Genomic DNA, 18036 nt, shown 5'->3' with positions numbered 1-18036 from the left:
GACCTGCCCTGACGAAGAGGAAGTAACCGCGGCTTCATCAAGTGTGCTTGGAACGGCTTTCCTTGGCCGGCGTCGTGGGCGCTCCCAGGTCTGGACGGGCCAGGCGGCGGAGCAGGGATATGGCGTCGTCGACGGGCACAGGCTGGAAGAACTGCGCGTCGGCGAGTTCGACGGCGGCGATTGCGCGTGGCGCCAGCTGGGCTCCGGCGTCGGTGACGCGCAGCCGTTTGGCACGGGTGTCCGCCGGATCGACTTCCCGTTCGATGAGTCCCTTGGCTTCCAGTGCGCGCAGGACCTGGGAGGCCATCTTGACGTCGGTGCCGGCCTGCCGTGCCAGGGCCAGCTGGTTCGGGTGCTCACCCTGGTTGTTGAGCCACCAGGCGCAGGCGAGCAGCACGAACTGCACGTGGGTGAGGTCGAGTGGCGCCAAGGCTGCCGCGATGTCCCGCTGCCAGCGCAGTGTGGCGTGCCAGAGCAGGAATCCGGGACTTTCGCCGGGATTGAGTGGCATCAGCCGCCAGCCATCCTGACCAGCGCGGCCATGGTCTCGGGCCAGTCCGCGGTGATGCCGGGCCCAATCTGCGTGCCGGCTTCATCGGCGCCGTCGCCGGTGATCTCCATCCGGTACACCACCCGGTTCCGGTTGGGTTCGATGGGGTCGATGCGGTGGGTGGTCCTTAGGAGAAGGTTGCCGAAGCGGGCCTCGTCCACGAACCGTTCGTTTTCAATAGCTTCGCCGATGACCAGCGGGATCGGATCGTCACCCGGGGGCGTCATCAGGATCTGCGAGCCCGCGGCGAACGGGCCGTTGATCTCGATCCTCTCGATCTCCCCGTTCCAGGCGCCCCAGTTCTCGACGTCGGACCACAGCCGCCAGATGGACTCAGGCGGGGCACTGGTTTCGATGCTGTTCTCGTATTCCCACATGGTGGCCTCCTCGGCAGATGGTCTATGCAAAGATTATCTATGCACAGACTATTTCTGTCCAGAGGCAACCCGGGGCGCTCCTGTATCCTGACATGTAGGTTCAAGGGCTTCAGCGCCCCATCGACCAAGCCCGGTTTACTGCCGGATGTCGGTCTGGAATCCTGGCCCGCCGCCTTGGACGTCATCGAACCGCCACTGCAATCGTCAGGATCCGATTGCCCCCAATATCTTGGAATGGATCTTCATCCCTACTCACACCCCAGCTCCCGCGGGAATCCCACCCGCTGACCCCAAACCTTCGCGCGCTGCTGCGGTGGATGGATACGTGGCCTGGGTTGAGGCCGGCGCCGGCATGACCGCGCGGTGGCGCTCGGCGAACGGCAGGCCGGCACCGGGGCGCGTGGAAGTGGTGGACGACTCCCTCACGGCCGACGATGCGTACCGCATGGCGTCACAGGGGATCGCGATGCTCTGGCACGGAGATTTCCACAACGCGCGGCAGATCCTCAACGCCCTGGACCGCCGGATAGGCGCCGGAATGAAGACCGCAGGCACCCCCGCCGAAAAGTTCTACCGGCACCGGCAGGCCGCCTCACACCGGGCACGCATCCTGGGCCTGCTGCTGATTCCCCTTGATCCGGGTCCGGTGGTGCCGCTGCGCCGCGCACCAGACGTCCGGGAAGCCGCCGCGGAAGCGTACGGAGACATTGGAGAATCTTCCGTGGTGTCCCTGCACGAGCTCGTCGGGGCCGTCGGCGCCCACGAGTGGCGCCGGACCGGGGTCTACGTCGATGCCCTGCAGGACCGCATCCACCCGCATTACGGCACGTTCTTTCCCACCCGCAGCGAGTACGTGGATCTCGTGGCGGCCGCTGCACTGCCCTCTGACACGCTCGCGTTCGACGTGGGAACCGGCACCGGAGTGCTCGCCGCCGTCCTCGCCCGCCGCGGCGTCCGCCGCGTGATCGCCACCGACAACGAGCCGCGTGCCATCGCCTGCGCCACTGAGAATTTCCGGAACCTCGGTGTCCAGGACCGCGCGGAGGCGGTCCTGACCGACATGTTCCCGCCCGGACGGGCACCGCTGATCGTGTGCAACCCGCCCTGGATTCCGGCCACGCCGCATTCCAGCCTGGACAGCGCCGTCTACGACCCTGGGAGCAGGATGCTGTTCCGCTTCCTGAACGAACTCCCCGGCCATCTGCAGCCGGGCGGTGAGGGCTGGCTGGTCCTGTCCGACCTGGCCGAGCACCTGGGCCTGCGGTCGCGGAAGGACCTGCTGGCCGCCGTCGAAGCGGCCGGGCTGAAGGTGACGGAGCGGCTCGACACCAAGCCAACGCATCCGAAAGCTTCCGACCGCGAAGATCCCCTGTTCGAGGCGCGCTCGGCCGAGGTCACGTCCTTGTGGCGGCTTGTCAGCCGCTAGCACCAAGGGATGTGCCCCACGAGGCGGGCACTGCGCGGCCCGGCGCTAATTGGGCGCCGTCCCGTAATCGGTCAGGCCGTTCCTGATCGCGAACAAAGTGGCACCCACCCGGTTGGTTGCACCGATCTTGGTGTAGATGTGCTCCACGTGGTTGCGGACGGTCTTCCGGGAAAGGAAGAGGCTGTCCGCGATCTCGGCCGGAGTCATGCCGCGGCAGAGCATGCCGAGGATTTCCACTTCCCGCGGGGTGAGTCCAGCCGCGGCGACGTGCGAACGGCGGGGCTGCTGGCCGGCCGCCACAAGTACGGCCTCCACTGCTCCGGCGGCGAGCCTCCCGGCTGAAACTTCCTGCCGGAGACGGGCGGCCGCATCGGCCGGAGTGAGCGCGGGCCGGTGCGGGCGTGGCTCCACGGAGGCATGGTAGGAGTCCGCTGCCGCCAGGATCCGCTGCTTTACCCCCAGCTCGTTTCCGCCGATCCCGCGTGGATAGCCGGACCCGTCCAGCCGCTCGTGGTGTGAGCCGGTGAGGGCCGCCTCGCCCTTCAGGCCGGGAACGCGGCTGAGGATCCGTTCGCCCAGGTACGGGTGCATGCGGATACGTTCCAGCTCCAGCGCTGAGAGGGGCTCCTTCTTGTCCCAGACCTGGTTGGATACCCCCAGGCGGCCCAAGTCGTGCACCCAGCCTGCACGGCGGAGCTCCCTGATGTCGTCCGCCGGCAGCCCATGCTCCTCGCCCGCGGCGGCCGCCAGGGCCGCCACTGCGCGGGAGTGTCCGGCCGTGTAGGGGGACTTGAGGTCCGCGAAGTCGCCGATGGCGCGCAGCACTGTATCCAGCTGGCTGCCCGACAGGGGAGCGTCAGTGGGAGCCAGGTCAAGGGCCGCCTGCCAGCAGTCGACGTCGAGGAGTCCTTCGGTGAGTGCCTCAGCCTGGTCGATGAACAGCCCGGCCAGTGCCGGATCGAACTGGCTGCCGCGGCGTGCCCGCACCATGGCCACCGCGCCGGCCACTCCTTCCCTCCGCAGGAAGACCTCGGCCGTATCCGCCAGGTGCATGATCCGCATCTCCAATGGAATGTCCGGCCCCGCCACCCCCTCCGGCAGGCCCTTGCCGTCCCACCGCTCAAAGGTGTGGGTGAGCAGTCCTGCCACGCCGTCGTCGAGCCCTACACTGCTGGCCAGCACCCCGGCGGAGACGCAGTGCGAGGCAATCATGGTCCGCACGGCGCCGCTGCCGGTCGCCGCGAAACGCGTCCAGCGGGCAACACGGGCCAGCGGCGGGAGGCCGGCGCCGGCGTGGCTGAACATGCCGGCGTACATGGGCAGGCCGTGCTGGTCGCGGCGGTAATAGTCGGCGCGGAAGGCGATATCGTCCGTGAACAGCGCGGCGAGTTCAAAGGAATCCGCGTGGCAGCCGATCCAGGCCAGCTGGTTGGCGTAGTAGATCCTGCCCTGGCCGGCGGCGTCAACGCCCGCAGCCCCGGCGATCCGCAGCGCCAGCAGGGACGCACGCAGCATGTGCTCCATCGGCTGCCCCAGCCCCAGGTCAATGGCGAGCGACAGCGCGGCCAGGACTTCGCTGCGCCGGGGCGCAGCCGGTGACTGCATCACACCTGCCATTCTAGGAAGCCGCCAGCCACGGCAGTAGGGACCACGCGTGCGGCTGTTATGCCGTCTGGTTCTTCCCGGTCCGTGCCTGGACGGGGCCTGGTCCGGCGGATTGTGCGGTGGACGGGAACCTGACGCCCACCTGCGCTCCGAACAGTCCACGCTGTGGAAGCCAGAAGTCCGCCAGGTGGTCCTGGACCGGCAGTGGGCCCGGAACTCCGGCATCCTCATCCCGGATGGTGGCCTGGGAATCCGTCACGAGCCACAGCTGCCGCGGCTGGGCCTGGAACGTCTGGCCATTGGGCACAACGCCTGATACTTTCATCCTGCCCGCGCCGAGCAGCGGGCCGGCGAATGCCCCCATGGCCCGGAGCACCAGCTCGTTCCGCCACAGGCTTTCCGGCATCCGCACTGCCATGGCGGTCAGCATCGTGGTGGCCGCGGAGGTGCCCAGCTGCAGGTGCCAGTCGAGGACTCCCGGCACCGTAATCAGCGCGGTGAAGGGCCCGCTCCACTGGATGTCGACGTCGGTCTCCACCGTATGGTGGACGGCCGCCCCGAAGTAGCGGGCGCAGCTGAACTCCGGTGCGGTGTTGGCGTAGATGGTCCACTCGCCGCCGGGTGTCCGGTGCCAGACGGAGCGGTAGCCGGGGCCAACGGAGCTCACCGGGAAATCCCGGAACGCCAGGTAGTGGCCGCTGGTGAAAGGCAGCCCCAGGACGGCGTAGCCGGCGAAGTGCTCGGCAGCGTCCTCGGGAAGGTCGGCAAGTTTGGGTGTTGCCTCTGCTGATGACTGCGGCTGGTAGATGGTCATGGCCGCCTCCTTTTCTCTATGAGGCGAGACTATGACCGGGCCGCAGCAGGGGCATGGGGCAGTTGCCCCATTTAGCATCGGCTTTTACGCGGCGCCGATGGCGTCGAGCCACTCCTGGAACGTCTGGCGTCCGACGGCGGAACCCGGCGCCGGGATCAGCCCGCCGTTGCGCATTGCCTTGCCCATGGCGCCCGGCACCCGGAGCGGTACGATCAGTTTTTTCTGCTGCGTCTTAGCCAGGTAGGCCGCCACCAGGCCTTTCAGGTGTTCGGTCCGCGGGCCGCCGAGGTCTGGAATGCGTCCCTTCGGCCCGGCCTCGGCCGCGTCCACCAGGGCCGCGGCCACCTCCTTTGCCGCCACCGGCTGGGTGACCATCGTGGGCACGAAGACCAGCGGGCCCACTGAGGCGGCCTTGATGGACATCGGCACGAACTCGTGGAACTGGGTGGACCGGAGGATGGTCCAGGGAATGCCGCCGTGCCTGACTTCGTCCTCCTGCACCAGCTTCCCGGCGTACAGTCCCGAATTGGCTTTATCGATGCCAACAATGGACAGCACCACATGGTGCTTTACGCCGGCCTTTTTCCCGGCCGCCAGCAGGTTCTGGGTGGCGTTGGTGAAGAAATCCACGGCCTTCTTGGTGGACATGGCCTGGATGCCGGAGACGTCGATGACGGTCTCGACATTTTGGAGTGCCTGATCGAGGCCGCGCCCGTTGACCAGGTCCACCCCCTCCGCGCGGCTGAGGCTGGCCACCTCATGCCCGCGTTTCCTGGCGATGGCCACGACGTGGCGGCCCACTGTACCGGTTCCCCCTGCAACGGCAATCCTCATGGTTGGAATCCTATGCCGGGTGACTGACAAAGCTGCTGGTCTGTGGGCGTTTCCGACGGGTTCTAACCCGCCACCGCCGCGGCATCGGACGTTGATCCTACGCCCTGTCGCTGCTACCGAATCCGGCCTTTCCTCCAAGTGCAGCAACGGCTGCTCCTACCGCAGCGACACCGACAGTTGCGGCGACTGTGACCATCTTGATTGCAAATGCCTTGTGCTCGCTGTCCTTCACTGCCTCCCTGTCGACTGATTCGCGAATCATTTCTAGAATCCTGAATCTGTCTTCAACGGTGAGATTATCGCGTTCCAGTTCGCGATTCAGGGTCTTTCGATACGACTTGTATGCGTCGTGTACCTTCTTCTGACTTTTCCAGCTGAATTTTTGGGTGCTCTCGTACCGCTGCTCAAGAGAATCCAGTGTTTCGGCCACGAGCGATTTGAAATGCGGAAACTGCTCGATGGCCTTAAACGCAACTTCTTTGTCCATCTGCGGCATCTCTGCCACGAAAGTGAGAAGTTTTTCCTTGGATAGGTTCCGCCAAGAGTCAATGTTCAGCGCTTTCTTGACATCGTCCTCGCTAGTCAACGTCATGTGTGCCCCCGTCTTTCCTACTTGCGCCTGTGCTCCACATGGTATCCGCGGAGGGACGCGTCCGCTGTTTCAAGGGTTCCACCCACAACTAAGGGACATCGTTGCGGCAATGGGCGGCGCCGCTGGTGACGTGATTGTCAACCGTGGAGATCGACCGATCCGACTATCCCACTACTGCAGCCTTCGCCGCCCGCGTCGCGTTCATCCACTCAGTCAGCCACGGCGCCCGCACGCTGGAGGTGATCCGGCAGTCCGCAACAAAGGTTCCGCGAGCGCCGGCGTCGATCCAATCCTGCAGCGCGGACAGGTCGCCAAGGGAGCGGATGACAGCTGACTCAGCCCCAAGAGCACTCGCAACTCCACTGAAGTCCACCTCCGGAATCAGCATCGGCTTCTCGGTGAGCCCCTGCGAGCCGTACTGGTGGATCTCGGCCCCGTAGGCGGCGTCGTTGTAGATCACCACGATGGCGCTGCGGGCCGTACCGATCAGAGACTCGAGGTCGGACAGGCCCATCAGGAAACCGCCATCGCCGGAGGCCAGCACCAGAGTGCGGACGTCCTCCAGCGCGCGGGCTGCCCCGACGGCGCTGGCCAGGCCCAGCCCGATGGTCTGGTAGGCGGTCCCCACCATCACCAGGTCCTGCGGCCGCGGGATGTTCCAGTACATGGGCGCCCAGCCGATGAAGTGGCCGCCGTCCTGGACCACGGTGCGGCGCTCCGGCAGCACGGCGTCAAGGGCGGTGGCGAGGGCGCGCGGGTCCAGGCGCCCGTCCACAGTTTCGGCCGAACCCAAATCCTGCCCCGGCCCCGCAGCCAGACGCTTCGAGGCTTCGGCCCGCCACCCCGCCACAGCGGCCTCGCCGTCCAGTAGCGACAACAGCCGTGAAGCGGCGGCCTTCGCATCTGCCTGAACGAAAAGGTCCACCCGCGGATTCGTCGGCTCCACCGCGGTGTCGATCTGGATGACGGTGCTGTCCGGGCCCAGCAGGTGCCCGAACCGCATGGTGAACGGGCTCAGGCTGGCCCCGGCCACCAGGACCACGTCGGCCTCGCCCATGAGCCCGGCGGCGGTGTCGGTGCCGAAACCGCCGGCCACGCCTAGGTACCCCTCGCCCTTGAGGAGGTTGAGCGCCAGGGCGGTTCCGGCGGTCAGTGCGCCGAGCCGGTCGGCGAGTTCGCGGAGTTCCGGGCCTGCTCCGGCCAGGTGCGCACCCCGGCCGGCCAGGATCAGCGGCCGCCTGGCACCGGCCAGCAGGCGGGCAACCTGCCCAAGGCCGCCGTCGACGTCGTCCGTCACCTTTGGTGCCGCCGGCTCCGGAAGGTCCTCGTCCCCGGCCTCGAGGGCCGCGAGATCGTAGGGGATGGCAAGGACGACGGCGGTGCGGCGCGTGAGTGCGTACTCCACCGCCTGCCGGGTGATGGCGCCCGCGGCGTCGCGGGTGACGGTGAAGGTGGCCGCGCCGAGGCCGGTGGCGATGGCTGTTTGGTCCACGTCCCAGGGCCGGGCGCCGGTGGTGGGGGCGTCGCCGGTGACCAGCACCACCGGGATCTGCGCCTGGACCGCCTCGGCCAGGGCGGTGAGCGCGTTGGTGTAGCCGGGGCCGTAGGTGGTGGTGCCCGCGGCGAGCCGTCCCGAGGTCCGGTAGTAGGCGTCGGCCGCGGCGATGGCGGCGCCCTCATGCCGGACGGGGGAGAAGCGGAGGCCCTGCTGCTCGGCGGCGTCCAGGAAGTAGACGTTGCCGTTGCCCATGACGCCGAAGACGTCGCTGACATAGCTGCTGAGAACCTGCGCCACGCGGCCGGAGACGGTGAGTGAAGTCATGCAGGCATCGTGTGGCCTGGCGGCGAAACAGGCAACACACGGAAATGCAGTTGGTACTTTTGGCGGCAGAGGAGCGGGCTAACTGACAAAACGCCCAGCTGTGGTGCGTATCACGCCTCCCGCTCAACGAGCTTCCGGAACGTCTCCAGCTCGCCCTGAAAGCTGCCTTGATACGAGCCGGTCGCGAAGAGCCGGCCGAAAATCGCGGACACGAAACCGCGCGTCACGATCACCTGGTCAATGCGGGTGCCCGCGCCATCGGCGGTGAATGTCACATCGGACTCGCCCTTCAGGATGGCGTTGCCGAAGCGGGTGCGGATGTGCCGAGGCCGCTCGACCGCGAGGACCTCGGTGGGGCTCGTCATCCGCCCGAACTGCACCGTGTAGCGGCTGCCGGCCTCATCGATAGGGCCGACGCGGTCGGTCACGCCGCTGACTCCGCCGATCCATTCATGGAACCGGTCAGGATCAGTCCAGGTTGCGAAAACCCGCTCAGGGGGCGCTCCGACGAACGTGGACAGCCGGAAGGTTGGCATGCGTTCAGTATGCGCTCACCGGCACGCGGAGGCGAGAGACGGGGTTCGCCCGCACGCCGGGAAGCTGCGAAGAAGTACGCCGTCGGATGTGGTTAGTCCGCCGGGCGGGATTCCTGCTCTGACAGCCGGCTGATGAGGCCGTCGTAACGGGGCGGCATTAGCTCCAGGATGGAGATGGCCGTGCTGGTCCGCTCAATCCCGTCGATCTCAAGGATCTCGTTGGTGATGCGGTAGAGGTCGGCCGTGCCGCGGGCCACCACCTTGGCCATGAGGTCAGCGTCGCCGGTGGTGGCGTGCACCTCGATGACCTCCGGGATGGCGGCGAGCCCGTTCTCCACCGAGCCTGTCCGGGTCTGGCTGATGGAGAGGGAGAGGAAGGCCATGAGTTCGTAGCCGAGTGCGGCGGGGTCCAGCCTGCGGCTGAAGGAGCGGAGCGCGCCGCTGCGCTCGAGCCGCGCCAGCCGGGCGTGGACGGTGTTGCGGGCGACGCCGAGTGTCCGGGAGAGTGCCAGGGCGCTGGCTTCGGGGTCCTTGTCGAGGGCGAGGATGATCCGGCCGTCCAGGGAATCAAGGGTGCGAGAGGTTGCGATGGTCATATTTTCACCAGAGATACTAGAAGTTGAGCAGAAGTCCCAAGCATGGAAGCGTACCTTGCAATGTGGTCCGGGTCACTTCCATGATCGGTCTTCATGAGCCCTGATCAACTCCTGGCGAAACCCGTGGTCGCGTTGCCCACCCTTCGTGCCGCCGTCACCGGACTCCCGGCGTACGTTCCCGGCCGGCGCGGCGCCGGCGCGAACATCGCCGCCCTCGCCAGCAACGAAAGCCACTACGAGCCCCTGCCCGCAGCCGCCGCCGCCGTGACCGAAGCGGCCGGCAGGATGAACCGCTACCCGGACATGGCCGCCGTCGAACTCCGCGAACTGCTCGCCCGGCACCTGGGCGTCACCGCGGATGAGGTGGCGGTGGGGCCCGGCAGCGTCGGCGTCCTGCAGCAGATCATCACCGGACTGTGCGACGCCGGGGACGAGGTGGTCTTCGCCTGGCGCTCCTTCGAGGCCTACCCCATCCTGGTGGAGCTGGCCGGTGCCCGGGCAGTCCGCGTCCCGCTGGACGACGCCGAGGGCCACGACCTGGACGCCATGGCCGCCGCCGTCACCGACCGCACCAAGGTGATCCTGCTCTGCACACCCAACAACCCCACCGGCGTGCCGATCAGCCACGACCGACTCGAGGCCTTCCTGCAGTCCGTGCCCTCCAGCGTCCTGGTGGTGATCGACGAGGCCTACGTGGAGTACGCCGACGGCAGCCCCGACTCCCTGGCGCTCTACCGCCGCTACCCGAACGTCTGCATCCTGCGCACGTTCTCCAAGGCCTACGGACTCGCCGGCCTGCGGGTCGGGTATGCCATTACGACGGCGGCAATCGCCGAAGGTTTGCGCCGCACCGCCCTGCCCTTCGCCGTGAGCGCGCTGGCCCAGAAGGCAGCCATCGCGTCGCTGGATGCGGGGGAGGAGATGGAAGCGCGGGTCTCGGCGGTGAAGCATGAGCGCGCACGGATGGCCGCGGAGCTGGCAGCCCAGGGCTGGAAGCTGCAGCCGAGCCAGGGCAACTTCCTGTGGATCCGCGCCGACGAGCAGCTGCTGGCGACGCTGGTGGACGCGTTCAATGCCGCGGGCATCATGGTCCGGGCGTACCAGGGCGACGGCGTGCGGATCACCGTTGCCGACCCCGCCTCCAACAACCGCGTGCTCCGGCTCCTCGAAACCCACACGGCCTGAACTTTTATCCCCAACAGTTCCACCTACAACTAAGAGGAATCCACATGGAACAACAGACAAAGACGTCTGCCCGCCCCCTCGGCGCAGCCCTCAAGCCCCGCCAGCTCACCATGATGGGGCTGGGCAGCGCCATCGGCGCCGGACTGTTCATCGGCTCCGGCGCGGGCATCAAGGCCGCCGGGCCGGCCGTGCTGATCGCCTACCTCGTGGCCGGCACGCTGATCATCCTGGTGATGTGGGCCCTTGGCGAGATGGCCGCAGCCAACCCGGACAGCGGCGCTTTCTCCGTTTACACCGCCAAGGCCTACGGGCCGGTGGCGGGTGCAACCGTCGGCTGGCTCTGGTGGCTGCAGCTGGTGGTGGTCATCGCCGCCGAGGCTCTGGGCGCGGCGGGCCTACTGGCCACCATCTTCCCGGCCCTGCCGGTGTGGCTGATGGCCTTTGTGTTCATCGTGGTGCTCACCGCCGTGAACCTGACCAGCGTGAAGAACTTCGGTGAGTTCGAGTTCTGGTTCGCCCTGCTCAAGGTGGCGGCGATCGTCGGGTTCCTGCTGGTGGGTGCCGCGCTGCTGTTCGGCTGGTTGCCGGGCGTGCAGTCGCCGGGTCTGGCCAACTTCACCGGCGCTGGCTTCGCCCCGAGCGGTTTCGCAGGGATTGCGACGGCCCTGTTCGTGGTGGCGTTCGCGTTCGGCGGTACCGAGATCGTGTCCGTGGCCGCGGCCGAAACGGCCGAGCCGGCGCGCAGCGTGAAGAAGGCAGTCCGGACGGTGCTGTGGCGGATCCTGGTGTTCTACATCGGTGCCATCTTCGTCATCGCAGCCGTGGTTCCCGTGGGTTCGGCAGGACTGAAGAGCCCCTTCGCCGCAGTGCTGGACGCCGCCGGCATGCCTGGCGCGGCCACCGCCATCACGCTCGTAGCCGTTGCGGCACTGCTGTCCGCGCTCAACGCCAACCTCTACGGAGCTTCCCGCATGGCGTTCTCCCTGGCCGAGCGGGGTGAGGCACCGCGTTGGCTCGCGTCGGTGTCAAAGGCCCGGGTGCCCGTTGTCGCCGTGCTGGCCAGCGTCGCCTTCGGCGTTGTGACGGTGGTGCTGGAGCTGGCGTTCCCGGAGAAAGTCCTTCCGGTCCTGCTGAACATTGTGGGTTCGACCTGCCTGCTGGTGTGGACGTCCGCGCTCCTGGCCCAGCTCGCGCTGCGCCTCCGCGCCGATCGCGACGGGATGGCGCTTCCCCTGCGGATGCCGGGCTTCCCGTGGCTCACTTCCCTTGGCCTCCTGATCCTGGCGGCGATCTTCACAGTGGGCTTCATCGGCGAGGATTCCCGTCCGCAGCTCCTGAGCACTTTTGGGCTGGTCGCGTTGCTGGCTGTCGCGAACTGGTTCAATCACCGTTCGGGGAAGGTTCCGGCCGTTGTTAGCTCCTCCGAGCAGGCCAAGGCGTCGGTGCTCGTCGACTGAAGGAGGCGCTGCGAGCTACTCGCGGTGTTCAGCACACGCTGAGGGCGCGTCCGGCTTTGGCCGGGCGCGCTTTCGCAATGCAGGAGACCGGCGGCGGTGGCTCAGTTCTACATATGCCTAGATCCCGGAAGCACAGACCGAAAAGTTGCGGCAGTTGAATCCGGAACATCAGGCCTTAGAGAACAGAAGGGACGCCAAAGCATGCGGAAGGGCAGCCGATATTTCCGGGACAGGCAACGTGCTGCTGGAGCGGCACGGCAGCTATTTGCGATCGTTGAGCGATACTCAGTTCATGGTTATCAACATCAGGCTCATCGACCGGCAGACGGCCGATAGCGATGATCCCCTCCCGCGTGACTGGTGGGGCTATGATCCCGAGGCAACACTTGAACAACTTTGGGATCACAATCGTGGCATCTGGTCCTTGAGTGGCAGCCGCATCGCGACCGAGCGCTGGGCGGCTCTCAATTATCAAAGCCGAGTCATTCTTGTCGCGGAACTTCAAAACCCTGGTTACGAGATACTGCCTGATAATCGCACAGGGGCTCCAAAAAAGGCGCTAATTGGCCGGGTTCTGCCTGCAGGGCATCCAGTTCACGAGGCTTTGTTAGGGACACCGGTCGAGTACCGCAGAAACCCCGTTTCTTATGATCGGGACCCTGATACCAGAGCGGCAGAAGACACTCGTCAATCCGAGTCGCGGGATACGCCAGGTGCAGGGGGTCAAGGGCTGCAGATGGACGCGGACGTCCGCAAAGCGATTGAGAACGCCGCGCAGGATCGTCTCATGTGCTACTACCGGGAGCGTGGCTGGACGGTGACAGACACCCGGCAGAATCGTCCCTACGACGCATTCGCTGTGAAAAGCGGGGAGACTATTTATCTTGAAGCGAAAGGTACTCAGAGCAAGGGGGAAACGGTCATCGTGACCCCAAATGAGGTTGAGCACGCGCGGCAAAATCCGGGATTGTGCATGATGGGCGTCTGGTCGGGAATGCGGTTATTGGACGGGGCGGTGGACCCTGAAGAGGGCGACTTCACGATTCTTCCCTTTAATCCTGAGGAGCGGCAACTTCGTCCCCGTGCCTTCGATTGGACGCTTCCCGAGTCCGCGCCTTGAAGACAAGGGCTTTCTGAGAGGACTGCATCCTTGAGCGCTGCCCGTGGCCGTTCAGGTTCGAAACGAAACTGCGAAAGTGGTTAAGGCCTACAACATTGATCGGAGGAGCGCGGCCAAAGCGGGGACCTGGACCGCATGCGGAGCATCGCCCTGAACCAAGAAGGCACGGACCTCGTTGACGAGTTCCAGTGGAGTGACCAGCCTGACGGGGGCCCTGCCGGGAAGCGGAAACATGCCTGCACGCTCTACTGATGGCATCGTGAGGCTCCCCGATGGCGAATGCAGCACGACCCAGCCGTCAACGACGAACCCGGGATAAGCTGCACGAATTGCCTCGACACCTGCTCCCAACCCGAAGGCTTTAAGCTCGCGGCCGTTGCGGAAGAGCTGCTTGTTGTCCCACCAGTAGGCGCCGTCCGCCCACATTTTCGAGTCGATCAGAGCGATCCTGTTTCCCGCAATGACGGCGTGATCGAGGTCGGCGTGTTCGGACCCGGGCCAGCGGAGGCCGTTGATCAGCCGTGCGGACGGTATTCCAGAAAGGACGGAATCAGTGATGAGTCGCGCGGTGCGACGTTCGCCTTCTGCGCCGATTTCTGCCTTATCGCCGAAGCGTCCCACGGAAAGACCGCGACCCGGAACGCCATGGACGGGGCGGCTGAGGATTTCCTCAACCAAGTAGGCGCTGGCAAGGACGGTGGGCGGTGCAGGGCGTTTCCTGGTTGTCCACCACTTTGGGAGCCTGGCGATTACGAACCAGAATCCGGCAGTTAGGACGGTGATAAGAAGACAGGTCAGCCCCGTGACCAACCAGTTAGGGTTTGACTGAGTAGTGCTGAAGTACCAAATGGTACTGAACAAGGGCGGGACGCTGCAGACGCTGCCGAGAACAAAGAAGACCGTACGCCAAGTGCGAGTCCAGGGCGGTGCAGGTCGACGGATTTTCTGCGGTTCGCCCGAGGGCGGGACAAGTGGTGGCCGGTACTCGACGGCCGGGCCAGTCCACGGCGGTGGGCCGGGTGGCTGATCCATATCCGTGAAAGCTGCTTTCGACTTCTGCTGAGAGGAATCCGGTTGGGGCGACGGTTTCTGTTGCGGCCGCTGACCGCTGGTGCCTCCAGAATTCTTGTCCGTACTGCTGTCGTAGGCGGCCCTCCGAGCCGGGTCGGAGAGAACCTCGTAGGCTTCTTGCACGAGTCGAAATAGCCCTGTGCTGCCGCCAGTGTCTGGGTGTGAAGTCCTGAGCCTGCGCTGGTACGCCTTTTTTATTTCGGCCGTATCCGCCGTTGGTGGTACTCCAAGCACCTCGTAGTGTGTGACGGTTGCTTGCGTCATCCGCACTGTTCCTCTCGATTCCCCTCAGGCAGCCTACTCGCGGGACTAATTTCTGTCCCGGAGCCTCAAACGCCCGCAGCAGCCAGCTGACTTTCGTCCTTCAAACGCCATTTTCATTCTTGAGATGGCATCGAGACGATGCGACCCTTTCGTCCACCAGGCGCGGGAGGCCGAGGAAGCAGCATCACTTCGTTACGTGGACGACGACTGCCTTGTCGACGGCCTGTTGCGCCCCGGCGTTATCGATTCCGGTGACTGTCCAGTTGCTAAGCAGAAGGACTGTCTTGCCGGTGTCAGCGTTGTAGACGATCTTTTTGAACCCCAACGCCGACAGCTCATCGTCCAATGCCTCTGCATTCATACCTGCAACCTGGGCAGGGATTATTGCAGTCGCTGGAGCAACAGGGGCTGGCGCTGGGGCCGCCACCACGGCAGGAGCAACAGGCTCAGCTGTTACCGTCGCAATCCCCGTCACGGTCGCAGTGGCTGTTACGGTCGCCGTGGCCGTCTGAGTCACAGTATGAGTGACGGTAGGAGCTGCTTGGGGTGACCCCGCGCAGCTCGAAAGGACCAAGCACAGGAGCGCGCCACTGGCGAAGGTTGTGATGAGTTTCAAACTAAATTCCCCCTTGAAAATGTATTGATACATGGCATGAGCCGTCGTTGTTGGTGATTGATATCCGGAGTCCGGAAATGTCCCCCTGTTCAGCATCCAGGGGGACATCAAGGCCAAATGCCAGCAGGTGTTTTTGTTGCAAAGTCAACCCGCCGACCAGCCTCAGTGCCGTTGGAGCGATGGCGAGTCGCTAAAGGCCTGTTGTGCTCACACCGTACTCGGCCTGTTCCGGGGTGAAGCCGTTGTAGATCAGCTGGTCGACCAGGTCGCCACGTGAGAAGGATGTGAATTTGAGGTAGCTTGCGGCTTTCTTGGCTGCCTGATCGTTCCAGTTGGCGGTCACACGATCTACAGCCCACGTTGCATCGTCGGTAGAAAACTTGTTGTACTCCAGCTGTCCGATCAGTTCGCTACGGGAGAAAGCGCTGAAGTTGAGGTAGCTCTCGGCTTTCCGCAGAGCGTTCTGCTGACTGACAGTGCCCTTCTTGGCAGCAGCTTCAGCGTCGGCGGCAGCCTTAGCAGCTGCGGCATCAGCGGCAGCCTTAGCCTTGGCGGCAGCATCGGCTTCGGCCTTGGCCTTGGCTGCTGCATCGGCCTCAGCCTTCGCTTTCGCTGCGGCCTCAGCTTCGGCAGCTGCAACAGCAGGGTCCTTTGTCGCCTTCGGGGCGGCCGCAGCAGTCTGGGCTGCAGTGGCGACCTTTTCAGTCGAAGCAGCGGGAGCAGACGAAGCGGTAGAACCCGCGCGGGCCGAGTTGACCACGATGCTCAGGAGGATAACAACGCCCGTTACGATCAAAGCTATCTTCTTGTGCTTGTCGTATCCTTCGAGCGGAAGCCCCTGCTTGTCGCGGGTCTTGTTCGCCAGCACCAGGATGAGGTCTATCAAGGCCCAGATGCCAAAGCCGCCGAAGGTGACCAGCTTCAGGATGCCGGTCCCCACCTTGCCAAGATAGAAGCGGTCGACGCCGAACACGCCCAAGAGTAGTGAGAGTAGCCAAGTCGTCAGGAACGACTTGTTGCTTACTGGCGGCTGACCATAGCCGTAGTTCTGAGGATAGGGGGCTGTGTAGGGTTGCTGGCTCATGAGAGTCCTTCCATAGGACACCTGACCGACGTGCGATGCGAAGCGTGCGGGTTTGGGTGTGATGATGGACGCGCATGGAGGAAATTCAGCGTGGAGCGCGGCCGCATAAAGCGGTACACCGATCCAACCGACAGACACAGCATCTTCGCTTCCCCCAATAGCGTCGAAGTCATTTCATTAGATCCGAGAAAACATCGACATTTTTGGTTCCTAAGTTAAAACTGCGCGAATCCTGACTATTAGTCGCGAATCTTGACTATTCCTTGATGCTTTGTGAGTCTCAGCTCAGGCGAGGGTGAAAGTTTGGGCTGCGATTGCGGAAATATACAGCGAGCAGCGCGCGGTCAGTCCAACATTTTGACTGGGGGTCCGCCCTCCGCCAGCCCCATGAACATCGTCCGGTGCAGGATGTCCACGTGCTTCCGGGCCACCTCCACCGCTTCCTCTACGCGGCCGGCACGGAGGGCTGCCACCAGAGCAATGTGGTCCTGGTTGGATTTGTGCAGCTTCTCGATCGGGTAGGGGATGAAGTAGTCGTAGAGCTCGGCGAGCGTCTCGTGATAAACCTCGACAGCGGAGTCCAGACATGACGCCGTGCCCACCAGTTGATGGAACTGCTCGTCCATCCGGTGGTAATAGGACCAATCGGTCGCCTCAGCCATTTCCCGGGTCAGCCGCTCAAGCTCGTCCAGCTGCTCGTCAGTTGCATTGACCGCCGCATAGTGCGTGACGGCGCATTCGAACAGCAGGCGCCGGTCCACCAGCCGGTTCACGGCCTGGGACTCTGCTGGCGACGCCGACAGCGACGCCAAGACATCCGTAGGCGGCGAGTCCGCCACGAACGTCCCGCCGGCCCGGCCGCGCCGCCGAACCACCACGCCCTGTTCAGCCAGGCTCGCCAGCGCTCGGCGGGCCGTGATCGGGCTGACCGAAAGACCCAACGCCACGTCCTCCTGGTCCGGCAACCGCTCGCCAGGCTTCAACAGCCCCAGCGAAATCGCCATCCCGATCCGCATCCGCACAGCGTCCATCGCACTGCGCCGCTCCATCGAGGGCATTCTGCCCGCACCAAGGCGGGCGGGTTCGGCGGTGTCCTCCAGCTGATCCGTCATATCCGCAACTTTACGGCCCACGCCAGCCCCCTTCCCTTTATTGGATCATTCTGATCTAATATAACCCGGATCACACCCCACAGCGGAGAAAAACCCATGCAGCGCATCCTTCCCCTCATCGCCGCCCAGTCCCGGCCGCGGCTCATTGGCGAGCCCGTCTCGGCGTTCGCCGATGAGGTCAAAGCAGCCCTCGAAGCCCAGCAGCACAGCAAGCTGGTCGTCTTCCCCGAGCTGCACCTCTTCGGCGACCAAAACCCGGACCTGCAAAGAACCGAAATGCTCCAGGCGAGCGCCGAGCCCCTGGACGGCCCACGCGTCAAAGAACTCCAACAGCTCGCCAAAGACCTCAACATCTGGCTGGTCCCCGGCAGTGTCTGCGAACGCGGCCCCCAAGGCCAGCTGTTCAACACCCAGCTGGTCCTGTCCCCCGAAGGGGAGCTCGCCGGCTACTACCGGAAGATCTTCCCCTGGCGCCCGTTCGAGCCCTACGATCCAGGCGACCGGTTCACCACCGTGGACCTGCCCGGCATCGGCAGGGTCGGCCTGAACATCTGCTACGACGCCTGGTACCCGGAGGTGTCCCGCCAGCTCGCCTGGATGGGCGCCGAGGTGATCCTCAACGTCGTCAAAACCACGACGCCGGACCGGAAACAGGAGCTCGTCCTCGCCAAGGCGAACGCGATCGTGAACCAGGTGTTCATGGTCAGCGTCAACTGTGCTGGCCCCACCGGCAAGGGCCAAAGCATCATCGTGGACCCGGAGGGCAACACCCTTGCCGAGTCCCCGGACGATCAGCCGGTGCTGCTCACCGCGGAACTGGACCTGGCCGCCATCGAGCATGTCCGCACGCACGGCACCGAGAACCTCAACCGCCCCTGGTCGCAGTTCCGCGAGGGGGAGCCCGCCGTCGAACTTTCCGTCTACCAAGGCCGGATCAATCCGGCCACCTGGACACCGCCGTCCTACAAGCCCTAA

At 65.0% G+C, this 18036-nt stretch carries 18 protein-coding genes and 1 pseudogene; 5 read left to right on the top strand and 14 right to left on the bottom strand.

The window, feature by feature from the left end; translation table 11 throughout:
• Positions 1 to 37: 37 nt before the first annotated feature.
• Entirely contained in the window at positions 38 to 511 is a 474-nt protein-coding gene (locus AC6JAM_RS03615; protein WP_497934081.1) for a MarR family winged helix-turn-helix transcriptional regulator, read from the bottom strand.
• Positions 511 to 927 carry an SRPBCC family protein gene (locus tag AC6JAM_RS03610; RefSeq protein ID WP_497934080.1) on the bottom strand — a complete coding sequence of 139 codons (417 nt, stop codon included), beginning with the start codon at positions 925 to 927 and terminating at the stop codon, positions 511 to 513. Before AC6JAM_RS03610 ends, AC6JAM_RS03615 begins: the two co-directional genes overlap by 1 nt.
• Positions 928 to 1279: 352 nt before the next feature.
• Between AC6JAM_RS03610 and AC6JAM_RS03605 the strand changes: the two genes are divergently transcribed.
• Entirely contained in the window at positions 1280 to 2353 is a 1074-nt protein-coding gene (locus tag AC6JAM_RS03605) for a methyltransferase (protein ID WP_497935893.1), read from the top strand.
• A 45-nt stretch (positions 2354 to 2398) separates the two neighbouring features.
• On the opposite strand, the gene AC6JAM_RS03600 is transcribed toward AC6JAM_RS03605, so the two are convergent.
• The 7 genes from AC6JAM_RS03600 to AC6JAM_RS03570 all read right to left on the bottom strand — a co-directional run bounded on the left by AC6JAM_RS03600 (position 2399) and on the right by AC6JAM_RS03570 (position 9152).
• Complete coding sequence (locus tag AC6JAM_RS03600; RefSeq protein ID WP_497935891.1) at positions 2399 to 3958, bottom strand: HD domain-containing phosphohydrolase; 1560 nt, start codon at positions 3956 to 3958, stop codon at positions 2399 to 2401.
• Positions 3959 to 4016: 58 nt separating this feature from the next.
• Positions 4017 to 4772 (bottom strand): hypothetical protein, encoded by a 756-nt coding sequence (locus tag AC6JAM_RS03595; RefSeq protein WP_497934079.1) that lies wholly within the window; start codon positions 4770 to 4772, stop codon positions 4017 to 4019.
• A gap of 84 nt (positions 4773 to 4856) precedes the next feature.
• Positions 4857 to 5606: an SDR family oxidoreductase gene (locus AC6JAM_RS03590; protein WP_497934077.1), complete on the bottom strand. Its 750-nt coding sequence runs from the start codon at positions 5604 to 5606 to the stop codon at positions 4857 to 4859.
• A 97-nt stretch (positions 5607 to 5703) separates the two neighbouring features.
• Positions 5704 to 6198, bottom strand: a complete 495-nt coding sequence (locus tag AC6JAM_RS03585; protein WP_056393274.1) for a DUF3106 domain-containing protein — start codon at positions 6196 to 6198, stop codon at positions 5704 to 5706.
• A 163-nt stretch (positions 6199 to 6361) separates the two neighbouring features.
• The gene (locus AC6JAM_RS03580) at positions 6362 to 8020 is read right to left on the bottom strand and encodes a thiamine pyrophosphate-binding protein (RefSeq protein ID WP_223994096.1); all 1659 of its coding nucleotides are present in this window, start codon (positions 8018 to 8020) and stop codon (positions 6362 to 6364) included.
• Between the two features lie 110 nt (positions 8021 to 8130).
• Positions 8131 to 8556, bottom strand: a complete 426-nt coding sequence (locus tag AC6JAM_RS03575) for an SRPBCC family protein (RefSeq protein ID WP_497934076.1) — start codon at positions 8554 to 8556, stop codon at positions 8131 to 8133.
• A 92-nt stretch (positions 8557 to 8648) separates the two neighbouring features.
• Complete coding sequence (locus tag AC6JAM_RS03570) at positions 8649 to 9152, bottom strand: Lrp/AsnC family transcriptional regulator (protein ID WP_018762049.1); 504 nt, start codon at positions 9150 to 9152, stop codon at positions 8649 to 8651.
• A gap of 93 nt (positions 9153 to 9245) precedes the next feature.
• Here AC6JAM_RS03570 and hisC point away from each other — a divergent pair, with 93 nt between their 5' ends.
• The 3 genes from hisC (at position 9246) to AC6JAM_RS03555 (ending at position 12914) form a co-directional block, all read left to right on the top strand.
• The gene (hisC, locus tag AC6JAM_RS03565; protein ID WP_497934075.1) at positions 9246 to 10337 is read left to right on the top strand and encodes a histidinol-phosphate transaminase; all 1092 of its coding nucleotides are present in this window, start codon (positions 9246 to 9248) and stop codon (positions 10335 to 10337) included.
• A gap of 44 nt (positions 10338 to 10381) precedes the next feature.
• A complete protein-coding gene (locus tag AC6JAM_RS03560) occupies positions 10382 to 11794 on the top strand; it encodes an amino acid permease (protein WP_497934074.1) in 1413 nt (470 codons plus the stop codon).
• 154 nt (positions 11795 to 11948) lie between these two features.
• The gene (locus tag AC6JAM_RS03555) at positions 11949 to 12914 is read left to right on the top strand and encodes a protein NO VEIN domain-containing protein (RefSeq protein ID WP_497934073.1); all 966 of its coding nucleotides are present in this window, start codon (positions 11949 to 11951) and stop codon (positions 12912 to 12914) included.
• Positions 12915 to 13001: 87 nt separating this feature from the next.
• On the opposite strand, the gene AC6JAM_RS03550 is transcribed toward AC6JAM_RS03555, so the two are convergent.
• From AC6JAM_RS03550 to AC6JAM_RS03530, 5 genes and pseudogenes are all read right to left on the bottom strand, one after another.
• Positions 13002 to 13592: a nuclease-related domain-containing protein gene (locus AC6JAM_RS03550; protein ID WP_497935889.1), complete on the bottom strand. Its 591-nt coding sequence runs from the start codon at positions 13590 to 13592 to the stop codon at positions 13002 to 13004.
• A 474-nt stretch (positions 13593 to 14066) separates the two neighbouring features.
• A pseudogene (locus AC6JAM_RS03545) lies at positions 14067 to 14249 on the bottom strand (J domain-containing protein); the annotation flags it as partial.
• A 184-nt stretch (positions 14250 to 14433) separates the two neighbouring features.
• Positions 14434 to 14610 carry a hypothetical protein gene (locus AC6JAM_RS03540; protein WP_268002718.1) on the bottom strand — a complete coding sequence of 59 codons (177 nt, stop codon included), beginning with the start codon at positions 14608 to 14610 and terminating at the stop codon, positions 14434 to 14436.
• A gap of 445 nt (positions 14611 to 15055) precedes the next feature.
• Complete coding sequence (locus tag AC6JAM_RS03535) at positions 15056 to 15949, bottom strand: Ltp family lipoprotein (RefSeq protein ID WP_497934072.1); 894 nt, start codon at positions 15947 to 15949, stop codon at positions 15056 to 15058.
• Positions 15950 to 16293: 344 nt separating this feature from the next.
• Positions 16294 to 17061 (bottom strand): FadR/GntR family transcriptional regulator, encoded by a 768-nt coding sequence (locus tag AC6JAM_RS03530; protein WP_268002720.1) that lies wholly within the window; start codon positions 17059 to 17061, stop codon positions 16294 to 16296.
• Between the two features lie 96 nt (positions 17062 to 17157).
• On the opposite strand from AC6JAM_RS03530, the gene AC6JAM_RS03525 reads away from it, so the two are divergent.
• On the top strand, positions 17158 to 18036 hold the full coding sequence (locus AC6JAM_RS03525) for a carbon-nitrogen hydrolase family protein (protein ID WP_497934071.1): 879 nt from the start codon (positions 17158 to 17160) through the stop codon (positions 18034 to 18036).

The organism is Arthrobacter sp. GmRoot5-12 (assembly GCF_059739365.1).
Note: the sequence above shows the minus strand (reverse complement) of the source record. Positions and strands in the feature narration are given on the sequence as shown.

Bases quoted from the DNA above. Each gene is read 5' to 3' on its own strand.
- AC6JAM_RS03615 (WP_497934081.1), bottom strand. From the start codon at position 511: ATGCCACTCAATCCCGGCGAAAGTCCCGGATTCCTGCTCTGGCACGCC.
- AC6JAM_RS03610 (WP_497934080.1), bottom strand. From the start codon at position 927: ATGTGGGAATACGAGAACAGCATCGAAACCAGTGCCCCGCCTGAGTCC.
- AC6JAM_RS03605 (WP_497935893.1), top strand. From the start codon at position 1,280: ATGACCGCGCGGTGGCGCTCGGCGAACGGCAGGCCGGCACCGGGGCGC.
- AC6JAM_RS03600 (WP_497935891.1), bottom strand. From the start codon at position 3,958: ATGCAGTCACCGGCTGCGCCCCGGCGCAGCGAAGTCCTGGCCGCGCTG.
- AC6JAM_RS03595 (WP_497934079.1), bottom strand. From the start codon at position 4,772: ATGACCATCTACCAGCCGCAGTCATCAGCAGAGGCAACACCCAAACTT.
- AC6JAM_RS03590 (WP_497934077.1), bottom strand. From the start codon at position 5,606: ATGAGGATTGCCGTTGCAGGGGGAACCGGTACAGTGGGCCGCCACGTC.
- AC6JAM_RS03585 (WP_056393274.1), bottom strand. From the start codon at position 6,198: ATGACGTTGACTAGCGAGGACGATGTCAAGAAAGCGCTGAACATTGAC.
- AC6JAM_RS03580 (WP_223994096.1), bottom strand. From the start codon at position 8,020: ATGACTTCACTCACCGTCTCCGGCCGCGTGGCGCAGGTTCTCAGCAGC.
- AC6JAM_RS03575 (WP_497934076.1), bottom strand. From the start codon at position 8,556: ATGCCAACCTTCCGGCTGTCCACGTTCGTCGGAGCGCCCCCTGAGCGG.
- AC6JAM_RS03570 (WP_018762049.1), bottom strand. From the start codon at position 9,152: ATGACCATCGCAACCTCTCGCACCCTTGATTCCCTGGACGGCCGGATC.
- hisC (WP_497934075.1), top strand. From the start codon at position 9,246: ATGAGCCCTGATCAACTCCTGGCGAAACCCGTGGTCGCGTTGCCCACC.
- AC6JAM_RS03560 (WP_497934074.1), top strand. From the start codon at position 10,382: ATGGAACAACAGACAAAGACGTCTGCCCGCCCCCTCGGCGCAGCCCTC.
- AC6JAM_RS03540 (WP_268002718.1), bottom strand. From the start codon at position 14,610: ATGAATGCAGAGGCATTGGACGATGAGCTGTCGGCGTTGGGGTTCAAA.
- AC6JAM_RS03535 (WP_497934072.1), bottom strand. From the start codon at position 15,949: ATGAGCCAGCAACCCTACACAGCCCCCTATCCTCAGAACTACGGCTAT.
- AC6JAM_RS03530 (WP_268002720.1), bottom strand. From the start codon at position 17,061: ATGACGGATCAGCTGGAGGACACCGCCGAACCCGCCCGCCTTGGTGCG.
- AC6JAM_RS03525 (WP_497934071.1), top strand. From the start codon at position 17,158: ATGCAGCGCATCCTTCCCCTCATCGCCGCCCAGTCCCGGCCGCGGCTC.